This window comes from Afipia broomeae ATCC 49717, from assembly GCF_000314675.2.
Lineage (GTDB): Bacteria > Pseudomonadota > Alphaproteobacteria > Rhizobiales > Xanthobacteraceae > Afipia > Afipia broomeae.
On the sequence record NZ_KB375282.1, the window covers coordinates 61569 to 84945 of the forward strand.

A 23377-nucleotide genomic window follows, 5' to 3' on the forward strand; every position below is an offset into this window, starting at 1 on the left:
TGACGGGAGTGTGATGACCGATTGCTATAAGCCGCGCGACGAGTGCGGACTGTCGTCTGCCATCAAGGATGCGGCTACAGCAAAGATGCCTCTCGTCGTGCGCGGCGCCGGCTCCAAGTCGGCGATGGGCCGACCGCTGGGTGGATACGCTATGCCTCTAACGACCGAGCGCATGCGCGGAGTTTCACTTTATGAGCCGACAGAGCTCGTCATCGGTGCTTTGCCTGGAACGCCGGTTTCCGAAATCGATCGGATGCTCGCCAAGCACAACCAGATGCTTCCGTTCGAGCCGATGGATCATCGTGTGTTGTTCGGGACGAGCGCAGAGCCGACAATCGGAGGTATTGTCGCCGGGAATGTTTCGGGTCCGCGTCGTGTCGCGGTCGGAGCTTGTCGCGACAGCCTGATCGGCGTTCGCTTGGTCACGGGCCGCGGAGACATCGTGAAATCCGGCGGGCGCGTGATGAAGAATGTCACCGGGCTCGATTTGGTCAAGCTGACCTGCGGTGCGTGGGGCACGCTCGGCGTTTTGAGCGAAGCCATCTTCAAGGTGTTGCCGAAGCCGGCGCGTTCCCTATCGCTGGGATTGCGCGGCTTGGACGACATGACAGCGATTTCGGCGCTAACCGCAGCGCTCGGGTCGACTTTCGCGGTCTCGGCGGCGGCGCATATCCCGGCGAGTATTGGGTCGGACTCGACTACGATCGTTCGACTAGAGGGGTCCGAGGGCTCGGTAGCCTACGGATCCCGCGAACTTGCCAGGCTCTGGTGCTCCTTTGGGCTGCCCGACCTGATCGAAGGGGATGAAAGCGCAAACTTTTGGTTGCGCATCCGCGACGCGCACTGGCTGGCTCAGCCAATGGATCGTTCCATTTGGCGGTTGTCCTTGGCCCCCTCCAAAGCGCCGCGTGCTCTTGCTGACATCCGGCGAAAACTCGGCGTGCGGTATTTCTACGACTGGGGCGGTGGTCTCGTGTGGCTCGCGGTCGTGGGCGCTGACGATGCGGGAGCGTCGGTCGTTCGGGAAGCTATGGTCAATACCGGTGGGCACGCCACACTCGTACGGGCTTCATCGGAGATTCGCCGCAGGATCGATGTGTTCGAGCCGCTTCCTCCTGCGGTGCTCAAGTTGACGCAGGAAATCAAGAAATCTTTCGATCCTGACCGCGTTCTAAATTTCGGCAGGATGTACGCCGGTATCTGAGGCGAGGCGGACTGGTATGCAAACAAACTTCTCGCTGACGGCCTTGGCCGATGCACATGTAAGCGAGTCAGAAAAAATCCTCCGTGCCTGTGTGCATTGCGGCTTTTGTACTGCGACATGCCCGACATATCTGCTTCTTGGTGACGAAGCGGACAGTCCGCGCGGGCGCATCTATCTGATCAAGGACATGTTGGAGGAGGAAAAGCCGGCGACCCCTCAGGTCGTCGAGCATATCGATCGATGTCTGACGTGTCTTTCCTGCATGACGACCTGTCCGTCCGGCGTGCACTACATGCACCTGGTCGATCACGCGCGAGCCCATATCGCCCGAACCTATACGCGTCCTCTGCCTGATCGGTTGCTTCGAGGCATGTTGGCGAAGGTGCTGCCGTTTCCGGGCCGACTTAGGTTGGCTTTACGCGTGGCTACCGTGAGCAGGCCGATCAGAAAGTGGCTCGCCAATCTTCCCGGCGGCGCGCAACTCGCCGCGATGATTGAACTTTCGTCGTCATTCAAGCGAAGAAGGCCGACCCGAAGGTTACCGGGCGCGACCGTCGATAGGCCGCGCGGTCGGGTTGCGCTTCTGAGCGGATGTGCCCAGCAGGTCCTCGGCCAGAACATCAACGAGGCTGCAATCCGGTTGTTGACGCGTCACGGTATCGAAGTAGTTCAACCGATCGACGAAGGGTGCTGCGGAGCTCTCGTGCAGCACTTGGGATACGAAAGTCGGGCGCTGGATGCGGCTCGACACAACGTGGATGTATGGACACGCGAAATCGAGAACGGCGGCCTCGACGCCATCGTGGTTACGACGTCCGGTTGCGGAACGGTCATTAAAGATTATGGCTTCCTACTTCGCAACGATAACGCCTACGCTCAGAAAGCCGTACGGATCTCGGCTCTAGCGCGGGACATCACAGAATTCTTGCATGAATTACCGCTTCAAGACGGTGTTCGGACTACCGGCCAGGTCGTGGCTTACCATTCGGCATGCTCGATGCAGCATGGACAGCAGGTTAGAGATCAGCCGAAGTCACTTTTGAGGCGAATGGGGTTTGTAGTGAGAGAAGTACCGGAAGGCCACATATGTTGCGGCTCCGCCGGAACATACAACGTACTGCAGCCTGAGATCGCCAATCGACTGCGCGCACGAAAGGTCACCAACATTGAGAAGGTCAAACCGCAAATCATTGCGAGTGGAAATCTCGGCTGCATAACGCAGATTGGTGCTGGAACACGCATTCCAGTCGTCCACACGGTGGAGTTGGTCGATTGGGCGATGGGCGGCCCGTTGCCTGACGTCCTAAAGGGGTGCTTGGGCTAGGTGCGGACAAGCGACCGCTCTGACGTCCTAGTTTGGATTGCCATTTCCGTCCATCGCGGCTTCGATTGCCTTATTGGCTGCTGTCTCATCATACAGATGGCAGGCGATCTGCCGATTGCCGTGCAACCGCAGCGGCGGAATTTCGCGGCTGCAGACCGGCATGGCGGACTGACAGCGAGGGTGAAATGGACAGCCGGGCGGGGGGGTGGCGACGCTCGGCACCTCGCCCTGAAGGAGCACGTGATCGCGGGCGCGCTCGATTTGCGGGTCCGGCACCGCTACCGCATCGAGAAGAATGCGCGTGTAGGGATGGAGCGGTTCGCCGTAGAGGTCGTCGCGCGTCGCGATCTCGACGATGCGTCCGAGATACATCACTGCGACCCGATCGCTCATGTGTCGGACGACGCCGAGGTCGTGCGAGATGAACAGATAGGACAAGCCGAACTGCTCCTTGAGGTCGGAAAACAAGTTCAGAACCTGGGCCTGCACTGAGACGTCGAGAGCTGAGACCGGCTCATCACAGATGAGCAGTTTCGGACGCAGTGACAGGGCGCGCGCGATGGCGACCCGCTGACGCTGGCCGCCGCTGAGTTGGTGCGGATAGCGGTCGAGGAAGCGAGTACCCATTCCGACCGTATCTAGGAGTTCGGCAGCCTTCGCGCGGCGCTCGTGGCCCGATCTGCCGACGCCCTGAATCGCCATCGGTTCGGCGATCAGGTCGGCGATTGTCATGCGGGGATTTAGCGACCCGAACGGATCCTGGTAGATGATCTGCATCTCACGCCTTAGCGGTCGCATCTGGCGATGACTGAAGCCCGTGATATCGCGTCCGTCGAACACGACCCGGCCGCCGCTCGGCGGCGTCAGTTGTAGTATGGCCATGGCCGTGGTGGATTTGCCGCAACCGCTTTCGCCGACGAGCGAGAGAGTTTCGCCGCGCTGGAGTGTGAGGGATATGCCCTTGACAGCTCGAACGGAGGGGGCGCCCGTTACGCCGAAAGAGGTTGTGCTTGCATAGTCGACGCACAGGTCCGAGACCTCGAGAATATTCGTTGCTACGTCGTTCATAGCGGATTCCAGCACGCGAACAGATGGCCGTTCCGTGTGCGTTCGTCGCCGCTAAGCGGAGGGCGTTCGTCGCACCGTTCGGTCCGACGTGGGCAGCGCGGTGCGAAGGCGCAGCCCCCGGTTCCGTCGGAGGGGGCGGGTGGCTGCCCAGCGATCGACTCGAGCCGATGAGCGATCGGACCGACGATCTTGGGCACGGAGGCGAGGAGGGCGTGCGTATAAGGATGGCGCCCATCGCGATAGAGGTCGTCGGCCGCCGCTGTCTCGACGATGCGGCCGGCATACATCACGTTGACCCAGTCGGCGTAGCGCGCCACGACGCCGAGATCGTGCGTGATGAGAAGCAGCGCCCCGCCCAATCCGCGGGTAAGGTCAGTGAGAAGCGTCAAAATCTGCGCCTGCACGGTGACGTCGAGTGCTGTCGTCGGCTCGTCCGCGATGATGAGTCTTGGCTCGCAGGAGATCGCGATAGCAACCATGACACGCTGGCGCATACCCCCACTGAGCTGGTGAGGATAGGCCTCGGCTTTGGTCTCTGCATCCGGGATGCGGACCTTCTTGAGAAGGTAGATCGCCTGCGCTTTGGCGGCGCTCCAGGACATCCGGCGATGACGCACCAGCGGCTCGGCGATCTGGCGCCAGATGCGCAGGCTTGGGTTCAGCGCTGTCATCGGCTCCTGGAAAACGATGCCGACCTCGTTGCCTCGGATGTCCCTGATCTGTTTTGGTGACTGCGTCTGCATATCACGGCCGGAGAGGCGTATTTCGCCGGCCGTGATCTTGATCGGTGGCATTGGCAGTAGATGGGTGAGCGACATCGCGGTGATGCTCTTGCCCGCGCCGCTTTCGCCTACGAGCGCCACGACCTGGCCTGAATAGGCCCGGAACGAAACGTCTGCGACAGCACTCAGCTCCGTCTTGCCCGACCAGATGCCCACGCAGAGCCCGCGTACATCCAGTATCGGGGGCCCCGACATTTCCAAAGTTCCGTGCATCGATCAGAAGCCCATCGACTTCTTTAGATCCTGATCGATCCAAGCGCGCGCCCAGACCGGCGCATCACGCCGAGCGGAGACCGAAATCTCACCATAGTAATTCTTGACCCACGGCCACCATACCGTGAACGAGCGCGGCCTGGGCAGAAACAGGAATGGCGCTCGCGCGGTCATCTCATTGGTGAGCGCGGCGACGCCCTTCTTGACCTTGTCCGGGTCCCTCTCCTGCTGGATGGTGTCGAGTGCCGCATCGACCTTCGGGTCGTTGACGCGGGCCGAATTCCAGACGGAAGAGGACCGGTACAGTTTCTCGATTGAGGCCGTCGGATTGCTCATGCCTGCGAAATGCCAATAGCCGGGGCCGTGCTTGCCGGTGGTCATCAGACTGAGAAACGCTCCATACTCCTTTGGCTCGATGGTCATCTTTACGCCGATTGCCGACAGATATCCGGCTACAATCTGCGCTTTCTTTAGCTGCTCAGGGAAGCTCGGAACCTGTGCCTTGAACTCGAAACCATTCGCAAGACCCGCTTCGGCGAGGAGCTTCTTGGCCTTGGCCGGATCGTACTGGAGAACCTCCCGGGCATCGTTCGGCATCTTTTCGGGCGGCGTGAAATAGCCTTCCCAAGTTTCGTCCATCGGCAGGTGCGGAAAGTCGGCGTGGCCGCCATAGATCTGCTTCGAGATGGCGGCCCGGTCGACCGCGAGATTCAAGGCGAGACGCACCTTCGGGTTGTCGAAGGGTGGTGCATCGACCCGCATTGCCAGTGCCTCACCCGCATAGTCGGGGTGTTCGATGACTTTGATTTTATCTTGGATCGGCGCCAGTGACTTGAGTTCGTCCCAGTTGATATTCGCCATGACATCGATCTTGCCGGTGCGGAAGGCGGCTAGGCGTGTCTGTGAATCCCCGATCGTCCGCATCACAAGGTTATCGACGAATGGGATCTTGTAAGGTTTGCCGTCGATCGTCTCGCGGTCCCAGTACTCCTTGTTAGCCTGATAATCCCCGAAGGCCCCGGCCTCATACCGCGTCAACCGGAAGGGACCCGTGCCGCAGGCATTCTGCCAGTTGCCAGCACCGCCGTTAGGGGCCTCCGTGATCTCTTTGGGATAGATGCCGGCGTAATAGCCGTAGCCGAGGCGGTACTTCCACTCCGAGTTGTACTCCTTCAGGAAGAAGGTCACCTGGTGCGGTCCCGTCTCCTCGGCCCTGTCGATGAAGGAAAAATAGACTTTGTTCGCCTTCGGACTAGCGACGAGACGGTTATACGCGAACACGACGTCTTTGGCGGTAAAGTCGCGCGCTTCCATGATGCCTTTGCAGGCCTGCCATTTCACGTTCTTGCGCAGGTTGATAACGATCGAGAGCGGTTTGTCGACGACCTCCCAGCTCTCTGCGAGTTCGCCGCGCAGCACGTCGTCGCTGAGCCAGGCCTCGCTGAAAAAGTTGTTCTTCCCGCCGCCACGTACGCCTTTGCTTAGATCGCCCACCATCAACTGCTCCATGTAGGGCCCAGCATCGATAGAGACCTTCCAGTTCCAGTCGGCGGGATCCCACGACAACGCCGCAATCCCCGGGGAGTAAGGAACGATGGTCAGCGTGCCACCGTATTTGGGTTCCTGGGCGCTCACGGCTTGGGTCGCAATCACAGTCCCGAGCGCGATAACCGCCATAGTTCCGAGATGTCGGCCTACCATTCCTTGCTCCTCCTTAGTGTTATGGTTTTTCGCTCAATTGCGCACTATTCCGCGTGGATCGAGAAGATCGCGGAGAGAGTCTCCGAAGATGTTCACGCAAAAAACGATCAGAGTTATCGCGAGGCCAGGGGCCGCGACCATCCAGACGTTCTCGAACATGTAAGGGCGGGCATCGCTCAGCATACGGCCCCACGCGGGTGCGGGCGGTGGCACACCAAGACCAAGGAAGCTGAGACTCGATTCGGCCAGGATCACGCCGCCGAGGCGCGTGGTGTAAAGCACGATGAGGGGCGCGGCGATCGTCGGCAGGATGTGCCGGAGAATAATGTGCCAGTTACCGGCGCCGAAGGAATGGCCCGCCTGCACGTACAGTTGCTCGCGCGCCGACAGGACCGCGCCGCGTACGATGCGCGAACCGGCAACGCCGTAGAGGATGCCGAGGAGGGCGATGATCTGCACGATCCCGGGGCCGAGAACCGCGACGCCCGCGATCAGCACGATTAGGTCGGGAAAGCTCTGCCAGGTATCGACGAACCGCTGAACCAGGGCATCGAGACGTCCGCCGAAATACCCGGACAGAACCCCGAGCGTGACCGATAGGGCGAGCGATAGCAGCGCGGCGGTGATACAGACGATAACGGAAGTACGGGCTCCATAGATGATGCGGCTGAGGATGTCGCGTCCGAGTTCGTCTGTGCCGAGGTGGTGCGACCAGGACGGCCCTTGCATCAGCGATGTAAGGTCGATCGCGTCGAAGTCGTACGGTGCGATCCAAGGTGCCAAGAGTGCGCAGACCACGATCGCGGCGAGAAGGCCGGCGCAAACCGTTCCGAGGATATCCTGCTTAAAAAGGCGACTGAAGAAAGTCCTGACGGGTGCTGCCCAAGCGCCTCGCCCGGGACCTGTTTCGATCTTCAGAGGTGACTCGATAGTCATGCGTTCAGCCCTGACGAATCTTGGGATCTAGGAGGGCGTAGCTGATGTCGACGAGCAGGTTGATCGTCATTACGCCGACGCCCACGAGAAGAAAGATGCCCGTAATGACCGGATAGTCCCGCTGCGACACCGCCATCAGGAGTAGTTGGCCCATACCGGAGATCACGAAGATCTGCTCAATCACGACCGCGCCACCGATCAGCAGGGGCAACTGCAACCCGACGATGGTTATGACCGGCAGAAGCGCGTTTTTGAGGACATGGCGCAGGACGACCGTCCGCTCGTCGAGACCCTTGCTCCAAGCTGTACGGACATAATCCTGGCGCATGACTTCGAGGACCATGGTGCGGGTCATCCGCATCGTCACTCCCGACAAGGCGATGCCGAGGACGATGGCGGGCGGCACCATCTGGCGGAGGCTAAGGAGGGGATCGTCGGTCAGCCGAACATATTGCACGGTCGGAGCGATCCCCCAGAGCATCGCCGGCACGACCACCACTAATGTCCCGAGCCAAAAAGGCGGGACGGACAGGGCCGTGATGGCAAAGACACGGCCGAGATAATCGACCGGCTTGTTTTGCCGGATCGCCGAGATGATCCCGACGGGCAGCGCGATCAAGAGCGCGAATATCATGGCCAGCACGCCTAGATACAGAGTAATCGGCATGCGCTCGGCGACGAGGCGGGTGACGCTATCTCCCGTCCAAAGCGAGCGACCGAAATCTCCGTGGAACACAATCGAGCTGATCCAGTGCCAATATTGTACAAGGACCGGCTGATCGAGCCCGAGTGCCTTGATAAGATCTTCGCGGGTCTGGACGCTGGCCGAGATGTCGTTCTGCGACATCATCATGTCGATCGTGTTTCCCGGTATCAGGCGAATGGCCGAGAACACAATAACGCTCGCTAACAGGAACGTCGGCACAAGGGCGACAAGGCGACGAATTAGATATCTCAGCATGACGCGGTCCATTGGAGGGCGCGCTCACCATGCAGATTGGCTTGGTCCGACAGCACCACGCTCTTGTCCCTCTCTATGTGAAAAAGGCCGCTGAACGCCCGCTCATCAAAAAATGAGGTGAGTTCTCTATTTGCAGATCAGTTGCAATCTGGCACATCCAATCTGGTCATACCATTCAAGCGTGCTCTTGGCGGCGGTGTCAAGGCGAATGTTGTCGCGGTGGCGTAGCTCCGGGGTGCTTATCTACTCCGAGAACCATTGACCGACCGAATTGGATATGCCAATTTGGTCGAACCAGATCGCGATGTCTACCAAAACGCATGCGCACCTGGATGGTTGATTTACGTCGAAAATCTCGAAGGAGAAGCGCTGTGGCGAAGGAAAAGAGTGGCTACTACGGCCAGCGAAGGAAGTTCTGGTCGTGGGGATATGAAGGTGAAGCTAATTCCAAGGACGAAATCCGAACCATGCGAGACCGCGTGGAGCAGCGGCTTGGAATTAAAGACATCGAAATTCTGTCAGACCCGACTCTGGACGAGATTGAACTTTATGCGTCGCGCATAAAGATCCCGCGAACGCTGGAGGATTTCTGTACCTCGGAAAAATGGGACAGAATTGTTCATACGTACGGTAAGGGTTTCAAGGACATGACCCTTATCTACCGGCGCGATTTCAAGAAGGCTCCGGACGTCGTGGCCTATCCGCGCGACGAAGAAGACATCGCTGCCATCTTCGACTGGTGCGGGGAAAATAGTTATGCATGCATCCCGTATGGCGGCGGATCGAGCGTCACCGGCGGCTTCTGGGGTCCCGAGCGCGACGCCTTTCCCGGGGTCGTCGTAATCGACTTGGGCAACCTCAACAAGATTCTCGAAGTCGACCCCGTGTCGCGCTGCGCGCGGATCCAGGCGGGCATTCTCGGTCCGGCTCTGGAAGAACAACTGAAGCCGCATGGCCTCACCTTGCGCCATATTCCGCAATCGTGGGAATTCTCATCGCTGGGCGGTTGGATCGCAACCCGCTCGTCCGGTCACTATGCGACCCATCTCACGCATATTGACGACATGGTGGAAAGCCTGCGCGTGGTCACCCCGGCGGGAACGATCCAGAACCGCCGCCTGCCAGGCTCGGGTGCGGGACCCAATCCGGATCGGCTGTTCATCGGGTCTGAGGGCTCGCTGGGCATCATCACCGATGCATGGATGCGTCTACAGGGGCGTGTGAAATTCCGTGCGAATGCGTCGATCTCCTTCAAGACGTTCTATCAGGGTGCCAAGGCCGTCCGTCAGATCACCCAAGCAGGACTGTTCCCGGCGAACTGTCGCTATCTGGACGAGCAGGACGCCAAATTCTACGGCGCTGGAGACGGCACCGATTCGGTCCTGTTGCTGGGCTTCGAATCCGCCGACCATCCGGTGGACGCGTGGCTGGAGCGTAGTCTCGAAATCTGCAAGGACTTCGGTGGCGTCGTGAAGCAACAGGCGGGAACTGCGGACAACGCGCTGGAGACCAGCCGTAGCGGGCCGCAGGGTAACTGGCGGCACCAGTTCAGATATCTGCCCCGGTTGATGCATACGCGCGCAGCGATGGGAATCGTCAGCTTCACGTTCGAAACTGCCTACACTTGGGATCGGTTCGAAGAAGTCGATACCGAGATCATGCGTCGCATCCGGAAGGCCCAGAAGGAAAATCTTGGCGGCGGCATCGTCTGCCGCAGGTTCTCCTTCCTGTATCCGGACGGCCCGGCTCCTTACTATTCGATCATGGCTCCTTCGACGCACGCCAACAGCCTTGAAGCCTATAAGATGCTCCACGACGTTGCGTCGGACGCGCTAATCGAACTCGGCGCAACCATCACGCACCACCATGCTGTCGGAAAATCGTTCCGTCCTTGGTACGACAAGGAAGTCGATCCGTTGTTCCGCCGTGTGCTGGCAGCCGCCAAGACCGAACTGGACCCGAAGTGGATGTTGAACCCTGGGCTGATCGTTGACAAGCCAGCAGGGCTCAAGATCGTCGGATAGGAGTCCTCTGCGATGATTGATCTATACTTCTGGCCAACCCCGAACGGGTATAAAGCAGCCATAATGCTGGCAGAGTTGGACTTGGAGTATCGTGTAGTTCCGGTTGATATAACGGCAGGTGAGCAGTTTCATCCGGAATTTCTGAAGATCAATCCAAATAACAAAGTGCCGGCCATCGTGGATCACGATGGCCCGCACAACAAGCCATATGCAGTTTTTGAATCCGCGGTCGTTCTTATCTATCTCGCGGAAAAGTCCGGTAGATTTCTCTCTCAGGATCCTGAAAAGCGCTACGATACGCTAAAGTGGCTTGTATTTCAGAATACGACGATGGGTCCAATGCTGGGCCAAGCGCACCACTTCATGGTGTATGCGACTGAGAAGATCGATTACGCGATCGAACGTTATGATCGGGAAGTTGGTCGAATATACAACATTCTCGAGAAGCGCCTTGGCGAATTTGAATATCTCGCCGGCGAGTATTCCATCGCTGACATCAGCACATTCCCTTGGGTTCGCACGCGAAAGCTGCATCGACGTGACTTGTCGGAGTACCCGAACATTGATCGATGGTACCAGGCGATCAAAGACCGTCCGGGGGTTAGGGCGGGCATAAATACGTTGTCCGACAGCAAACAATGGGAAGCGAAGCCGGGCACCGAGGCCTGGAAGAATATGTTCGGAAAGAACTGAAGTTCGCAACAATCCAAAAGCGAGCGTCGACTCGAATGACTAACTGGGTAAAAGCCGCTCTTACGAAAGATGTGTCGGATGACAGCATTCAGCAGCTCAATATCAACGGATGCAAAGTTGCGCTCTACCGCTGCGGCGAAGAGTATTTTGCCACGTCTGACGTTTGTACTCATGCCTATGCACTTCTGTCCGACGGTTGGCTCGATGGTTACGAGATCGAGTGCCCGCTTCATGGCGCCCGCTTCGATGTTCGAACGGGCGCGGCGTTGACCTCACCAGCAGAAACGGCCCTGGCAACCTATCCTGTTCGTGTCGCCGGTGATGCTGTGGAAATCGATGTCACCTCGGCACCGTCTAATCCCGACGCGTCAACCTAACTTAACGGCAAGGGGGGCGACGATGTCGCCATTTTGTGTGACGCCCCCATCTCGTCCGAAATAGCCGCTCCGCTTTGCTACAAGAAAAATAGAGGAGGTCGAATTGACCAGCTTCAGGTCGGAAGTACCCAGCCCTGTGAGGCCGAGCGACGGTGGTGTCAGAGGTGGGCCAATCACACCCGAAATGGTTTCGAAGCTGCTGGACGATCGACCCGATGACGGAATATTTCGGGTAGATCGGACGGTGTTCACCGACCAGGATATTTTTGAGCGCGAACTTACTCACGTTTTCGAGGGGACTTGGGTTTTCGTCGGGCTGGAAAGTCAGTTACGCAAGCCGAATGACTTCGTGACGACGTACATCGGGCGCCACCCCGTCCTGATTACAAAGGACGGGACTGGAGAAATTCGATGCTTCTTTAACACCTGTCGCCACCGCGGGGCGATCGTTTGCCCCTTTAAGAAGGGCAATCAGAAATTCCATGTTTGTCGCTATCATGGGTGGTCGTACGATAGTGCCGGCAAGAATGTTTCGATGACCGATGAGAAGGATGGCCAGTATCCGCCGTCCTTTCTTGCGGATGATCATGGCCTCAAGCCTGTTCCCAAGATTGCAAGCTATCGAGGGCTTCTGTTTGCAAGCGTGTCGCCCGACGTGCCGACGCTAGAGGAGCATCTTGGTGACGCGCGCGCGTTTATCGATCTCGTTGTCGATCAGGGCATCGAAGGGCTGGAGTTCGTTGACGGAAACGTAAGCTACACGTTCGACGCCAATTGGAAGCTTCAGTTCGAGAACGGGCTTGATTATTACCACTTCGCTTCAACGCACAGTTCGTATATCGACGTTCTCAAGAAGCGTGAAGTGCGGAGAGGACCGCTAGAAGTAAAGCCGTGGAATCCGACAGAGACCGACCCCGACGCGCAAGGAAGCTTCAGCCTGGCGAGGGGGCACGCGATGATGTGGTCCATTCATGCGTCAAGGGTTTATAAGCTCCGCCCTCTCAATCAGGATGGCAAACTTCTGTCGACGGTTCAGGGGCAGACTCGGGAAGACAAGCTCAAGTGGATGTTTCGTCAGCGCAATCTCACGATTTATCCTAACCTGCAGATCGTTGATATCGGCACGCTGCAGTTGCGGACGTGGCGGCCATTGGCTCCGGACAAGACGGAGATTACGTCTCACTGTCTTGCCCCAGTTGGTGAAAGTGACGAGGCGCGCCGCGTTCGCATCCGTCTGTATGAGGATTTCTTCAATCCGAGCGGTCTTGCGACGTCCGACGACAACGTCATGTACGAGCTTTGCCAGACCGGCTACGGAGCTCGTTTCGCTGGTCCTACGCAGGGGTATGCGCGAGGCTTGAGGCCGAAGTCCGGCGAGGCACTCAACTACTCTTCCGAATTGCAGGTTTCACCTGATCGGTGGACCTATGGAGCGCCCCTGTTCGGCGATGAGACATGCTTTCATTCCGGTTACCGGGAATGGCTGCGCCTTATGACTCGTGATCCCTCGGAAGGCTAGGTTAGCGACATGTCAGAGGATGATTACCTGAAGATTGCTACTCGCGTTCTCTTCACGGAGGCAAGACTTCTGGATCAGAAGAAATTCCGCGATTGGGTCAAGCTCTACGCTGACGATGCGATTTTCTGGGTGCCGGCCTGGAAGGACGAGTACGAGACGACGTCCAATCCGAACCGCGAGCTTTCAATGATATATCATGAGAACTCATATGGGCTGAGTGACCGAATTGACAGGATACAGTCGCGAAAGTCCATCACGGCGATGCCGCTTCCGCGCACGGTTCATTCCTATACGAACATCATGGTCGATGCGGCCTCGACGGATTCGATCGAGGGAAATGCCTGCTTCACGGTTCATACGTACGATCCGCGCGCTTGTAAAAGCCATACCAACTTCGGACGCCTTGAATTTCGGCTGCGCCGTCTTGGAGAGGCTTGGCTGATCGGATTCAAAAAGATTTCCCTTACGAACGATCAAATGGCCACTGCGCTCGATTTCTACAGCGTCTAGCAAGTGCGTCGCAGATGAATATCAGCAGAATCTGCCAACTAGCCTTCGGCTGAAGGTATTGAATGTGAGAGTGCTCGGCGCCTGTCAACGGCGGATAAGGAGGACGGGCGCGCCGAATGTGCCCTTCCCCTACAGGGAGCGCTAAAATGCGTTTTGTGATTGTCGGAGCAGGCCTCGCGGGGCACACAGCCGCCGTGCATCTTCGCGAGTTGGCGCCACAAGCCAAGATCGATATTCTCGGAGACGAACTCGGCCTGCCGTATGATCGCCCGCCGCTGTCCAAAGAAGTCCTTGGCGAGGGCGCACCGCGCTATCTGGCAAACGCGGAGACCTATCATGAGAACGGTATTTCGTATCATCCCGGACAAACCGCGACGCAGATCGATCGAAACCGCTCCGAAATTCTAACCGCTTGCGGAAATGCTTATGCTTACGATCGGCTACTCCTCGCGACCGGATCGCGGGCGAGAAAATTGCCGGATAGCGTCGGGCAAAGCTCGAAAATTCTCTATCTGCGAACGCTTGAAGACGCGGTTCGCTTGAAATCCGTGCTTCGGGAATCGCGTCGAATTGCTGTGATCGGCGGCGGGTTCATTGGGTTAGAGGTTGCTGCCGCCGCTCGAGCGATGGCCTGCGAGGTTTTTCTGTTTGAGATGACGGATCGGATACTATCTCGCGGCATGCCTGCTATCCTGAGCCGTTGGGCTGAGAAATTGCATCGCCTGAACGGAGTCCAGTTCGAATTTGGCTCAAAGATCGATTCAATTCATCATCAGGATGATGGTTCGTTGCGATTGCGCTGGAATGCATTCGCAGATGTCGACGCAGTCGTTGTCGGGATCGGGGTTCAACCCAACACCCAACTTGCATCGGACGCGGGGCTGGACGTCGATGATGGTATTGTCGTGGATGATCGCTGCCAGACATCTGATCCGGCGATCTTCGCTGCGGGAGAGGTGACGTCACACCCCGTCTTAGGCGGCGCGTTTCGTCAGCGACTTGAGTCCTGGAAGGTGGCCTCGGGCCAATCGCTGGTCGCGGCGAAATCCATGGCAGGGATTGACTCGCATTATGCGGAGCCGCCGTGGCTATGGTCGGACCAGTTTGGACACAACATTCAGTCGTTAGGAGTGCTGCAAAATGCTGACCGCAGTGTCGTGCTGGACGATCCTGAAACGAACAATTGGACGGCAATCTTCCTCGATAGTCACGATAAAATTGCCGGCGCAATCGCGGTGAACAACGGCCGTGATATTTCGATGCTAAAGCGTGCCTTGCTTCATGACGGAATCATTCCAGAGAAACTGCTCAATAGAGCCGCCAGATAGCGCTCCTATTACGTGTTCATCATGAGAACCGAGATACCGAGCGATATGCTTGGCTTCGACCAAACTCATTGCGCCTATGTTGGCGCGGTTCATGGCGACGGACAGAAGCTTTTTTGAAGGCTCGCCGAGTGCGTCATTTCGCTAAGCGAGCCGAAGGGTAGCCCTCGGAGAGCATCCTCAGGAAAGAGTCAGAGCGGGGTTCCCATTGTCGGCTCTCCAATAGGCCGAATAGTAAAGCCGGTTTGGGCCCGCGCCATGCGCAGTTTTCGTTGCCTATTCCGAAGCTCTAGCCGGGACCGCGTTCGCAGCCGCGCCTTCCCGATCCGGCTAAGCTGGTCCCGCCGATGTTCAAGTGCGTCATGGCGGCGGATAAGGGGCCGGAAGGCGAGAGGAAGTTGTCAGTTAAGGTAGATAGCATCAAAGCAGAAGGGGACGCCGCATGTATTGTAATATAGCCGTCAGATCCTCGGTTGCCGCGTCGCGCGACGCACCCGTCGACCATAACGCTCGTTATCCGTCGGATCGGGGTGCTTGCCGCCGCCCTTCCAGTCGTCGGAGATCAGCCAGTCCTCGAAATAGTAAAGCCACGTTGTGGCCCAGGGTACGAATGTCTGATCGATCCGCATCGTGCCGGTCCACTCGCGCGTTCCTGGCAACGTGAGGCACAGGCGCAGGGGATCATGATAGACGTGCGGCAGGGGCCGCTCACCCGCCAAAGCCGAAAGCTCGGGGTCCGTGACGAAGACGCTTGGTGTTTCGCCCCGCTGAAATGTAATGCGCATGGAGTATTCACGGCTAAGGGGCGTCGGCCTGTCACGATAATCCCAAATAAAGCCAGTCGCGTGCAGCCGGCCTGTCCCCGTACAGATGGGATTGGCGCGCAGAAACATAAACTGCTGCGCGGGCGTCAGGTCTGGGCGGTCACGCGAAAACACCTAGTCACCGAAGAACGTGTTGGAGCGAACCGGCGTCGCATTGGCCGCGCTGGACAGCGTGAGCCCGACCGTCGGCGCGACGTAGAGCTTCTTGGCCGTGCGTGCCTGCGAAATGCTGTCGGTGCGAGCATCGATAACTTTGCGAACGACCGAACTCCCGAGGCTTCCTTCCAAGCTCTTGCCGATAACGTCGATGCCCTGCAAATCCGGAAGGGCCTCGAAGTCCGCCAGTGCCTTCGCATGCCACTCGTAGAAGGCGGCGGCGCGAGCCGGCTCAGTATTCCAGCGCTCGGCGAAGTTCTCGCCGACCGTGGTTTCGTTGGCCACCACATAGATCCGCCGACCATTGACGACCGGCTTATCGATGAAGTGTGGCATCAACCGAATGGTCGCGATCAGAACGTCAAGTTCGGAATCGAAAACAAAGCTCTTGACGCAATACTCATACGACTGTGCCGCGAGCGTGGTGATGATGATGGAGATCGGTGCGATCTCCTCGACGACTTCCAGGAAATGCACATCACGATGCCGCTTGAGGATCTGCACCGTCCGCCGCAGGATGCCTTTGGCGGTGCCATGCACAGGGAAGGGCTCGACGGCCGCACGGTCCTCGGCAGCGAGAGCCTTTTGCATCCGCAAGGTGGGGATTAGGGCTGCCCTGCGTTCAAAGAGCGCCTTGTAGCCTTTCGGATTCGTCGGTTTGAATTCCCGCAGCTTCTTGTCGGGAACCAATTCGCCGCCGTTGGCGCATTTGGCATTGTTGATCGTCGGCGAGATGTCGAGATGATATTCGCGTGCGTAGTTCAAGCGCCAGCAGCGCTTCTTCTCTTCGAGCATGGCAGCGTAGCGCGCGTTCTCCTTCAGGCGATCGCCGACAATGCGTTTCAACTCTGCCGGTGGCCGGTCAGCGGTAAAGCGCAGCACCTTGCAGATGAGATCGACGTCGAAATCTTCGCGCCCGATCGGTTTGACCGTCGTGCCGAGGCCGGTCGAGCCGTGAGCATAAATATCGATCCACTTCAGAAGAGGGTTGTCCGACCCGGAGAGCCATTCCGCGACAGCCTCGTAGCTCGTCCGCGCAGCCTCAAGCTGAGCAGCGGTCAACTCCAGCGCTTGGCAAATCTGATCGAGGAGCGAGTAAACCTCGGCTTTGCGCAAAAGCAGATGCGTCTGGGGAGGCGCCGTGAACATCTGATTCATGGCTCAATTCCTTTCACGGTGTAGATAGGTTTGAACGATTCGGCAGTTTCCGTCAGAAAAACGGGTTCAATGCGAGGACGCTCCTTACGAGCTGATGAGGCGCCCATGCCTTTGAGTTGCGCGATCTTGCGCGTGTCATCGAGATTGAAGAAATCCTTCGGCACATCCGGGCAGCACCGGAAAATCGCCTCACGTTCGTATTGATGGCCGGTAAGCAACTTCGCCATACCAAGCGCGCCATGCGACTGGCCGTCCATGAACAGGCGGGTCACATCCTTTGCGAGACCGCCCCAACCAGGCGCCTCGCCGATCATGTAGACCTCGTTGACGCAGCCCAGGCTCAGCACTCGCAGACTGCTGGCCGGCCAGTCGAGCAAAGTGACGGCCTCGACCACCGCCAACGCGATCGGGTTGTTGGCCCATACGCCGCCGTCGAGCAGACCGACATCCTCGGCGGTCCGGTGGCGCTTGTAGTAGGTGGGCGCGGCGGCCGTCGCCATCGCGGCATCGACGGCGAGGCGCTTGTAATCGGTCTTGAGGCGGGGATGATGCGCTGTCTTGAAAATATAGACACCGCGATGGTCGGCATCCCATGCGGGAATCACCAGTCGCGTTCTCGCATCCCCAATGCGCCTGCTGCCGAGAACTGTAGAGAGTTCGCTCCGCAGCAGATCAGCGTCATGCTTCGGGGTGACGATGTGCTTGAGGCGACGCCACGCGTCGCCGGCGAAGCTCGCCAGAGCGCCGCCCGACTGTCCAAAAATGTGTGGGCCGCGACGGACATAGAGGTCAAGGAGATCACGCGCGGGAAGACCCATCGCCAATCCGATCGCCAGAATGCCGCCCGTGGACGTTCCTGCGATCAGATCGAAATACTCTCCGATGGGCCGGTCGAGATCCTCTTCCAGAGACGTAAGAAAGGACGCCGGCTGCGTTCCCATGATGCCGCCGCCGTCAATCGAGAGAATTCGACGAATCGGCGGTTTATCTGAAGGAACTGCAACCTGCGTCATGTCGCTTAGCCCTTCGGAGGATAGGGATCGTGCCCGTAGGAATTCTTGTCGCGAATCCGACCGTCCGGCCGATGAATGACGACTTCGCTCTGCTGGTTGATCGCGATCTCCCGTGCAGCCCGTTCGGCATCTCCCTGGGTCGGATGGATCGAGGTTGCCCTCTCATTCCTTTCGCCACGCACGGCCCATTCGTCACCGTGCGGAACGACATGCTGATTCTTGCCTGCCATGCTCACAACTCCTGATTCCTTGACCTGATTCGCAAATCGTAATAAGTAGCTATACGCTCTGTCATAGCCTGAGCCGAAGAAATAGCCCCGCGGGGCTGTCGACGATCTAGACATGGAACTCTATACGATCTGTCATGGCCGAGTCAAGCGCACCAAAAGACTTCGCCTCTCGCCTGCGCAAAACGCGCGAAACGCGGGAGCTAAGCCAATCCGAACTGGCCAGGGAAGCCGGCATGCAACCTTCGGCCATCGCCCATTTTGAGGCTGGGCGCCGCAAGCCGTCGTTCGACAACGTGCGAGCGCTCGCGAAGGCGCTGAAGGTCTCGGCCGACTACCTACTCGGGGCGCAAGCCGCGACGACCGCCTTTCGCGACGAAGACAAGCTGAGCGCAAAAGATCGACTTTTTATTCAGAACATCATCGACACAATGATTAAGGACAAGAAATAGGGGGCGAAACATGGCGGGCTTTCGGTTGAAGATGGCAACCCAGCACGGCGAAAAGGTCGCTGAGGAATTTGGCTTCAATCAGTTTCCAGTTAGACCTCGAGAGATCGCCAAGGCCAGGGATATTGTCATCCAGGCGAAACCAGCCGAAGTGACGGGCGTGTCCGGCGCGATCATCTTCGCCGGTGATTCGGCCACCATCATCTACTCCACCGAGCACGGCAACGAAGGCTTCGAGAATTTCTCCATTGGCCATGAGCTGGGGCATTGGTTCCTGCCGGGCCATCCCGAGGAGATTATCAAGGCCGGCGGCGCGCACATGTCCCGCGCCAATTTTACACAGAATACGTCGATCGAGCTGGAGGCTGACCACTTCGCCAGCGGCCTTCTCTTGCCGTCCAATCTCACACGCAACCTGCTCTCCAATTATCAGATCGGCCTCGACGGCATTCTCAAGCTGGCTGAGAAGGCCCATTGTTCGATCACGGCTGCCGCGATTCGGGCCGCGGAGTGCGGCAGCTATCCGATGGCGATCATCGTCAGCAAGGGCAACGAGATCGCATATGCGTTTACCTCGGAGTCTTTCAAGAATCTCGGCAAGCTAGCGTTCTTGCGAAAAGGCGCTCCTTTGCCCGACGGAGCGACGCAGAGGTTCAACGCGGATGCGGCGAATGTCCTTCGCGCCGAACGCGCCGTTGGTGAAACCGACTTGGCGACATGGTTCGACGGCCCGGGTCGGATCACTCTTGATGAAGAGATCATCGGCCTTGGCAAATACGGCTACACCTTGACCGTGTTGACCAGCGAGGGGCTGCCCGAAGCCCCTCTCGATGAGGAGGATGAGGATGCTGAATTGGAGCGAAGCTGGACACCCCGCTTCGCTTATGGCCGGTAGCCACATCCGACATTGGGCCGATTAGCAGGGCCATGCTGCGGGCCGTGGGATTGCCCTCGAACTAATACGGGTGTTGCACCCCCCGCAACCATCCCCTCTTCGAAACAGTATTATGACCCTTCCGGTAATTTCGGCTGCCGGAGATGATATTTCGGACGTGGCCGTAGTCCAGGAAGGTCGAAAATGCTTTATCTTTCAGCGGGGGCTGACTGACACTCTCTCCGTCGCACTGCTTCTCCATTGTATCCGGCCGTTCGAAGCCACGGCAAAGCATTGGATCTAGGCGACAACGGCTGTTGCGGTTATCTCAGGCGGACAAGCGCAACGCGATGCAACGGATGCGAAATCGATCCTTCCAGCACGAGATGCACAAGCGTCGACGATTATCACATGAGCTTTGCGACGGGTTGAATTGGGCAACTTAACAGGCCTGATGATAGGCGACTCAAGCCTGCGCGCCTCCCTTGATCGGCATCACCTTCTTGGGATCGAGCCAGTGGTCGATCCGATCAGCCCAATGCTGCATCAGCTTCGTGCGCGAGCCGATCAGCGCGAGGGGTCCGTGCTTCTTGTAGAGACCTTCCACAGTAGAGTTATCGAGATGTGCGAGCTGCAGCTCGACGACATCGCCATCCCATGCCTTGGCGTCCTTGATCTCTTCGTGGTGAGATAGAGTCGAGAACGTGGTCCGGAATCCGTGGGCACAATGATCAGTCTTGGTATCAATGCCAAGCAGCCGCAAGCGCTTGTTGAGCGTATTGTTTGATAGCGGCGCGTCCTTCGAGCAGGAAAACGCGTACCGGCGATGGCCGGTCAGCTTCTGGACGCTACGCAGGATCGCGAGTGCCTGTCGTGACAAGGGCACAACATGGTCCCAACCGGTCTTCATCTTGGGAGCTGGAACAGTCCAGCGTTTGGCATCCCAATCGACCTCGCCCCATTCCATTTCATTGACCATGCCGGGGCGGGGAATGGTCAGCGCATTGAAGCGCAAGGCAAGGCCAACGACGTCACCAAATCTCGCTCTCGTCCACGGTGCGCTGATAAGTTTGAAGACGCGCGTGACGTCGCGTGGTTCGGTGACACCGGGACGCGGCGTCGAAATGTTGGCAATCATCTGTCCATTCAGGTTGCGGAATGGATTGTAGCCGTCGCCTTCGACGTCGGCATAGTCGCAGATCTGCTCGCCGATGCTGCGCACTCGGTCCCGGGTTTCCAGCCTTCCCTCTGCTTCATATGAACGCATGAAAGCGAGCACGTCGGGACGCTTGATGTCCTGCCTGCACAGCTTGCCGAAGCGAGCCTTGACGTAGCCGACGCGCAGCTCGAGCACCTCGACGGTCTTGGGGTCGCGCACTGCGACGATCCTGCCGCGCTTGACTTTCTCCACCTTCTTCTTGGCGAGCCACTCATCGGCCCATTGCGCGAAAGGCCGGGCGGCGGCCTGCTTGTGCTTGTCGAGCTGCTTCTCGATGCTCGGGTCTTTGCCTTCCTTGAGCAGGTCTTTGGCCTTGTCGCGCTCGCGCCGCGCGTCTGCGAGCGAGAACGTGCCATCCCTGCCGTTGCCGTAGGGGCCGATGGAGTAGGTTTTCTGGCGGCCGTGGAAACGGTAGTCCATCCGCCAGAGCTTGGAGGCAGCGTTGCCGGGCCTGCTCACGTCCGGCGTGACGAAGAGATAGAGCCAGCCGCCGGTCACGTCGGAAATCTTAGCGGGACTCCACGCGCCATTGTCGAATTTCGGTCGGGCGGCGCGGCAGTCGACGTCGGTCTTAATCTGCTTGGGATTGGCGCACGCGCCGTCGTTCTTGCCGCCCATCGGCTCAATTCCTTCATTCGGCAAAGCGAAAGTCGCCGTGAACGTTTGTTCTCCCGATACCAGCAAAAATACCAGCAAATCGGGCGGCTGGGATCGGAGGAGAACAAACGGTGACGAACTAGAACGTACGCGGAAGTGCCTATTTTTCAAGGCTTTCCGAGCACGGTGCGGACGGTTGCGGACGTTTCGGAACGGGCTTGAACAGCCTGGTTGGTGCCCCTGGCCGGAATCGAACCAGCACTCCTTGCGGAACTCGATTTTGAGTCGAGCGCGTCTACCAATTCCGCCACAGGGGCCAACAGGACCGTCGCCGGAAGGCGAGGGGTCTTGAAGCGGGCGGAATATAGCTCGCGCGCGGGTGCGGTCAACCGCCTGTGATCGCGCCAGGCGTCGACAGCAGACGGCGGGCAAGCTAGGACCCACGCCGGACAGGAGATTTGACGTGTCAAACGGCACAACGACGGCATCAGGACACATGAACCGCCCGCGTGACGCAATATTTGTCGCCAGTGCGGGCATTGCGGCGATTGCCGCTGCGACCATCGCCGGTGCGTGGTTCTTCGAACTGGTGCTCGACATCCGGCCCTGTCCGCTGTGCCTCGAACAGCGTTATGCCTATTACCTCGCCATTCCGCTGGCGGCCCTTGTTGCGTTTGGCGCCTCGCAGGGTGTCTCCCGGCGTTTGCTCGGTGCGGGTCTTGTCATTCTCGCCCTCGCACTGCTCGCCAATGCCGGTCTCGGCATCTATCACGCCGGCGTCGAATGGGGGTTCTGGCAGGGGCCGACCGATTGCAGCGGGCCGATCGTCGATTTCGGCAACACCGGAAACCTGCTGGATAGCCTGAACAAGGTGAAGGTGATCCGCTGCGACGAGGTGCAGTGGCGTTTTCTCGGGCTGTCGCTGGCAGGCTACAACGTGCTGATCTCGCTTGCCATGGCGGCGCTGGCCGCGTGGGGTGCTGCCAAGGCGCGATAGACTCTGGGATCATGCCCTAGTCATCCGCATCGACCTGCGGGCGTCCGAACAGATGAACGATGCCCGGTGTCGCCACCGAGACGAAAACGAATCGCGACAGATGATGTGCGCCGACGAAAATCGGATCGATGTGCAGCGTCAGAGCCAGCGCCAGCATGGCGTCCATCGCGCCCGGCGCGAAGGAGACCACGATGTCGCCGAACCGCGCATGCGTGGTCAGCGCCGCGATCGCGATGAAAATCGCTGAAATGACGATCGCCACCGCGAACGATCCGATCGCCGCGGCCATGTAGCTCAGCAACGTGCGTGCCGAAATTTTTGCAAATCGCGTGCCGATCAGCGCTCCGATCCCGATCAGTGCGGCGGCGTAGGCCCAGCTTGGCAAGCCGCCTTCGATCGATCCGGTGCCGTGCAGGAGGCTGGAGCCGAGCATGGCGCCGAACATCCAGCTCGCCGGAAACCTCACGAGACGCAGCAGCAGCGATGTCGCCACGCATGCCGCGGCGAGGACGGCGAGCGCAAGCGGCGTTGCGGGCGCTGTGTGTATCGCGGAGCCGCCGTGCTGCGCCAGCCCGGATGCCGCGAGGATCAGCGGCAGCGCCGCGGTCAGAACGATCACGCGCATGGTCTGCACCACCGCGATGCCGGCGACATCGGCACGCTGCTCGTTGGCGAGCATGATGATCTGCGACAGCGCGCCGGGGCTGCCCGCGAGCAGGGCGGATGTGCGGTCCCATTTGTGGACGTGCTGCAGATAGAAGCTGCTGCCGAACGTGGCGCAGAAGGTCGACGCGGCAAGGATGGCGATGCTGAGCGGATAGCCCGCCATGTTGGTCAGCATTTGCGGCGACACCATCGAGCCCAGCGACAAGCCGAGCGTCATCAGGATGATATGCGCCATCAGCGGCGGCAGGCCCATCGGACGCCCTGCGATCGCGGCGGCACCCACTGCGATCATCGCGCCCGAGATCAACCCGCCGGGCAATTCCAACCATCGAAACAAGGCTCCTCCGGCCAGGCCGATCAGGAGCGTTTCAAAAGTATGGAGGATGTCGCGCGGAGTGACGCTGCGAAAAATTCGCGACAGCTTTTGAGGGACAGGCGTCATTGCTGCGGGATTTGAGGAACGGAAACGCCGTTATCACAAATCCAGCGTTACACCGCAAATGAGTGCGAGCATGGCTCAGGCACTCTCCATGCGCGGCTTGATGAAAGATCGAAGGCGA

23 protein-coding genes and 1 tRNA gene are annotated in these 23377 nt (G+C 58.9%); 12 read left to right on the forward strand and 12 right to left on the reverse strand.

The genetic code is table 11. The features are described 5' to 3' along the window. Positions 1-13 precede the first annotated feature (13 nt). Positions 14-1204: a glycolate oxidase subunit GlcE gene (gene glcE / locus HMPREF9695_RS00290; protein ID WP_006018755.1), complete on the forward strand. Its 1191-nt coding sequence runs from the start codon at positions 14-16 to the stop codon at positions 1202-1204. A 16-nt stretch (positions 1205-1220) separates the two neighbouring features. After that, a complete protein-coding gene (gene glcF, locus HMPREF9695_RS00295) occupies positions 1221-2528 on the forward strand; it encodes a glycolate oxidase subunit GlcF (protein WP_006018756.1) in 1308 nt (435 codons plus the stop codon). Positions 2529-2555: 27 nt separating this feature from the next. On the opposite strand, the gene HMPREF9695_RS00300 is transcribed toward glcF, so the two are convergent. Genes HMPREF9695_RS00300 through HMPREF9695_RS00320 form a run of 5 tightly spaced genes read right to left on the reverse strand, consistent with a single transcriptional unit; the run spans position 2556 to position 8201 of the window. Beyond that, positions 2556-3596, reverse strand: a complete 1041-nt coding sequence (locus HMPREF9695_RS00300) for an ABC transporter ATP-binding protein (protein WP_006018757.1) — start codon at positions 3594-3596, stop codon at positions 2556-2558. Further along, a complete protein-coding gene (locus HMPREF9695_RS00305) occupies positions 3593-4534 on the reverse strand; it encodes an ABC transporter ATP-binding protein (RefSeq protein WP_237863167.1) in 942 nt (313 codons plus the stop codon). Before HMPREF9695_RS00305 ends, HMPREF9695_RS00300 begins: the two co-directional genes overlap by 4 nt. A 60-nt stretch (positions 4535-4594) precedes the next feature. Continuing rightward, complete coding sequence (locus HMPREF9695_RS00310) at positions 4595-6292, reverse strand: ABC transporter substrate-binding protein (RefSeq protein ID WP_006018759.1); 1698 nt, start codon at positions 6290-6292, stop codon at positions 4595-4597. 33 nt (positions 6293-6325) lie between these two features. After that, complete coding sequence (locus HMPREF9695_RS00315; protein WP_006018760.1) at positions 6326-7228, reverse strand: ABC transporter permease; 903 nt, start codon at positions 7226-7228, stop codon at positions 6326-6328. A gap of 4 nt (positions 7229-7232) precedes the next feature. Continuing rightward, a complete protein-coding gene (locus tag HMPREF9695_RS00320; RefSeq protein WP_230551318.1) occupies positions 7233-8201 on the reverse strand; it encodes an ABC transporter permease in 969 nt (322 codons plus the stop codon). 359 nt (positions 8202-8560) lie between these two features. On the opposite strand from HMPREF9695_RS00320, the gene HMPREF9695_RS00325 reads away from it, so the two are divergent. From HMPREF9695_RS00325 to HMPREF9695_RS26200, 7 genes are all read left to right on the forward strand, one after another. Continuing rightward, entirely contained in the window at positions 8561-10213 is a 1653-nt protein-coding gene (locus tag HMPREF9695_RS00325) for an FAD-binding oxidoreductase (RefSeq protein ID WP_006018762.1), read from the forward strand. A gap of 12 nt (positions 10214-10225) precedes the next feature. Continuing rightward, positions 10226-10906: a glutathione S-transferase N-terminal domain-containing protein gene (locus HMPREF9695_RS00330; RefSeq protein ID WP_006018763.1), complete on the forward strand. Its 681-nt coding sequence runs from the start codon at positions 10226-10228 to the stop codon at positions 10904-10906. A gap of 35 nt (positions 10907-10941) precedes the next feature. Further along, complete coding sequence (locus tag HMPREF9695_RS00335; RefSeq protein WP_006018764.1) at positions 10942-11283, forward strand: non-heme iron oxygenase ferredoxin subunit; 342 nt, start codon at positions 10942-10944, stop codon at positions 11281-11283. Positions 11284-11467: 184 nt separating this feature from the next. After that, positions 11468-12802, forward strand: a complete 1335-nt coding sequence (locus HMPREF9695_RS00340) for an aromatic ring-hydroxylating oxygenase subunit alpha (protein WP_237863165.1) — start codon at positions 11468-11470, stop codon at positions 12800-12802. A gap of 9 nt (positions 12803-12811) precedes the next feature. Beyond that, positions 12812-13312 (forward strand): aromatic-ring-hydroxylating dioxygenase subunit beta, encoded by a 501-nt coding sequence (locus tag HMPREF9695_RS00345; RefSeq protein ID WP_006018766.1) that lies wholly within the window; start codon positions 12812-12814, stop codon positions 13310-13312. A gap of 146 nt (positions 13313-13458) precedes the next feature. Beyond that, the gene (locus HMPREF9695_RS00350; RefSeq protein WP_006018767.1) at positions 13459-14640 is read left to right on the forward strand and encodes an NAD(P)/FAD-dependent oxidoreductase; all 1182 of its coding nucleotides are present in this window, start codon (positions 13459-13461) and stop codon (positions 14638-14640) included. A gap of 76 nt (positions 14641-14716) precedes the next feature. Further along, a complete protein-coding gene (locus HMPREF9695_RS26200; RefSeq protein ID WP_244438006.1) occupies positions 14717-14785 on the forward strand; it encodes a DUF2274 domain-containing protein in 69 nt (22 codons plus the stop codon). A 313-nt stretch (positions 14786-15098) separates the two neighbouring features. Here HMPREF9695_RS26200 and HMPREF9695_RS00355 read toward each other — a convergent pair whose 3' ends face one another. From HMPREF9695_RS00355 to HMPREF9695_RS00370, 4 genes are read right to left on the reverse strand one after another with little or no spacing between them, the layout of a single operon-like run. Further along, positions 15099-15530, reverse strand: a complete 432-nt coding sequence (locus HMPREF9695_RS00355; protein ID WP_006018768.1) for a type II CBASS E2 protein — start codon at positions 15528-15530, stop codon at positions 15099-15101. A 45-nt stretch (positions 15531-15575) separates the two neighbouring features. Next, entirely contained in the window at positions 15576-16775 is a 1200-nt protein-coding gene (locus HMPREF9695_RS00360; protein WP_006018769.1) for a nucleotidyltransferase domain-containing protein, read from the reverse strand. Continuing rightward, entirely contained in the window at positions 16772-17788 is a 1017-nt protein-coding gene (locus HMPREF9695_RS00365; RefSeq protein WP_006018770.1) for a CBASS cGAMP-activated phospholipase, read from the reverse strand. Before HMPREF9695_RS00365 ends, HMPREF9695_RS00360 begins: the two co-directional genes overlap by 4 nt. Before the next feature lie 5 nt (positions 17789-17793). Further along, positions 17794-18018, reverse strand: a complete 225-nt coding sequence (locus HMPREF9695_RS00370) for a DUF2188 domain-containing protein (protein ID WP_006018771.1) — start codon at positions 18016-18018, stop codon at positions 17794-17796. 134 nt (positions 18019-18152) lie between these two features. On the opposite strand from HMPREF9695_RS00370, the gene HMPREF9695_RS00375 reads away from it, so the two are divergent. Both HMPREF9695_RS00375 and HMPREF9695_RS00380 read left to right on the forward strand, forming a co-directional pair. Continuing rightward, the gene (locus HMPREF9695_RS00375; protein WP_013500416.1) at positions 18153-18467 is read left to right on the forward strand and encodes a helix-turn-helix domain-containing protein; all 315 of its coding nucleotides are present in this window, start codon (positions 18153-18155) and stop codon (positions 18465-18467) included. Between the two features lie 10 nt (positions 18468-18477). After that, a complete protein-coding gene (locus HMPREF9695_RS00380; RefSeq protein ID WP_006018773.1) occupies positions 18478-19359 on the forward strand; it encodes an ImmA/IrrE family metallo-endopeptidase in 882 nt (293 codons plus the stop codon). A gap of 445 nt (positions 19360-19804) precedes the next feature. On the opposite strand, the gene HMPREF9695_RS00385 is transcribed toward HMPREF9695_RS00380, so the two are convergent. Together HMPREF9695_RS00385 and HMPREF9695_RS00390 are read right to left on the reverse strand one after the other, a co-directional pair. After that, complete coding sequence (locus HMPREF9695_RS00385) at positions 19805-21175, reverse strand: tyrosine-type recombinase/integrase (RefSeq protein ID WP_006018774.1); 1371 nt, start codon at positions 21173-21175, stop codon at positions 19805-19807. 211 nt (positions 21176-21386) lie between these two features. After that, positions 21387-21471, reverse strand: a tRNA-Leu gene (locus tag HMPREF9695_RS00390). 179 nt (positions 21472-21650) lie between these two features. Here HMPREF9695_RS00390 and HMPREF9695_RS00395 point away from each other — a divergent pair. After that, a complete protein-coding gene (locus HMPREF9695_RS00395; RefSeq protein WP_041710937.1) occupies positions 21651-22151 on the forward strand; it encodes a disulfide bond formation protein B in 501 nt (166 codons plus the stop codon). A gap of 16 nt (positions 22152-22167) precedes the next feature. Here HMPREF9695_RS00395 and HMPREF9695_RS00400 read toward each other — a convergent pair whose 3' ends face one another. After that, on the reverse strand, positions 22168-23259 hold the full coding sequence (locus tag HMPREF9695_RS00400) for an AbrB family transcriptional regulator (RefSeq protein WP_006018776.1): 1092 nt from the start codon (positions 23257-23259) through the stop codon (positions 22168-22170). Positions 23260-23377: the final 118 nt, after the last annotated feature.

Coding starts and splice junctions, on each gene's coding strand:
- HMPREF9695_RS00340 (WP_237863165.1), top strand. CDS start 11,468: ATGGTTTCGAAGCTGCTGGACGATCGACCCGATGACGGAATATTTCGG.
- HMPREF9695_RS00370 (WP_006018771.1), bottom strand. CDS start 18,018: ATGGCAGGCAAGAATCAGCATGTCGTTCCGCACGGTGACGAATGGGCC.
- glcE (WP_006018755.1), top strand. CDS start 14: ATGACCGATTGCTATAAGCCGCGCGACGAGTGCGGACTGTCGTCTGCC.
- HMPREF9695_RS00335 (WP_006018764.1), top strand. CDS start 10,942: ATGACTAACTGGGTAAAAGCCGCTCTTACGAAAGATGTGTCGGATGAC.
- HMPREF9695_RS00350 (WP_006018767.1), top strand. CDS start 13,459: ATGCGTTTTGTGATTGTCGGAGCAGGCCTCGCGGGGCACACAGCCGCC.
- glcF (WP_006018756.1), top strand. CDS start 1,221: ATGCAAACAAACTTCTCGCTGACGGCCTTGGCCGATGCACATGTAAGC.
- HMPREF9695_RS00330 (WP_006018763.1), top strand. CDS start 10,226: ATGATTGATCTATACTTCTGGCCAACCCCGAACGGGTATAAAGCAGCC.
- HMPREF9695_RS00320 (WP_230551318.1), bottom strand. CDS start 8,201: ATGGACCGCGTCATGCTGAGATATCTAATTCGTCGCCTTGTCGCCCTT.
- HMPREF9695_RS00360 (WP_006018769.1), bottom strand. CDS start 16,775: ATGAATCAGATGTTCACGGCGCCTCCCCAGACGCATCTGCTTTTGCGC.
- HMPREF9695_RS00375 (WP_013500416.1), top strand. CDS start 18,153: ATGGCCGAGTCAAGCGCACCAAAAGACTTCGCCTCTCGCCTGCGCAAA.
- HMPREF9695_RS00395 (WP_041710937.1), top strand. CDS start 21,651: ATGAACCGCCCGCGTGACGCAATATTTGTCGCCAGTGCGGGCATTGCG.
- HMPREF9695_RS00355 (WP_006018768.1), bottom strand. CDS start 15,530: ATGTTTCTGCGCGCCAATCCCATCTGTACGGGGACAGGCCGGCTGCAC.
- HMPREF9695_RS00400 (WP_006018776.1), bottom strand. CDS start 23,259: ATGACGCCTGTCCCTCAAAAGCTGTCGCGAATTTTTCGCAGCGTCACT.
- HMPREF9695_RS00365 (WP_006018770.1), bottom strand. CDS start 17,788: ATGACGCAGGTTGCAGTTCCTTCAGATAAACCGCCGATTCGTCGAATT.
- HMPREF9695_RS00380 (WP_006018773.1), top strand. CDS start 18,478: ATGGCGGGCTTTCGGTTGAAGATGGCAACCCAGCACGGCGAAAAGGTC.
- HMPREF9695_RS00310 (WP_006018759.1), bottom strand. CDS start 6,292: ATGGTAGGCCGACATCTCGGAACTATGGCGGTTATCGCGCTCGGGACT.
- HMPREF9695_RS00300 (WP_006018757.1), bottom strand. CDS start 3,596: ATGAACGACGTAGCAACGAATATTCTCGAGGTCTCGGACCTGTGCGTC.
- HMPREF9695_RS00385 (WP_006018774.1), bottom strand. CDS start 21,175: ATGGGCGGCAAGAACGACGGCGCGTGCGCCAATCCCAAGCAGATTAAG.
- HMPREF9695_RS00345 (WP_006018766.1), top strand. CDS start 12,812: ATGTCAGAGGATGATTACCTGAAGATTGCTACTCGCGTTCTCTTCACG.
- HMPREF9695_RS00315 (WP_006018760.1), bottom strand. CDS start 7,228: ATGACTATCGAGTCACCTCTGAAGATCGAAACAGGTCCCGGGCGAGGC.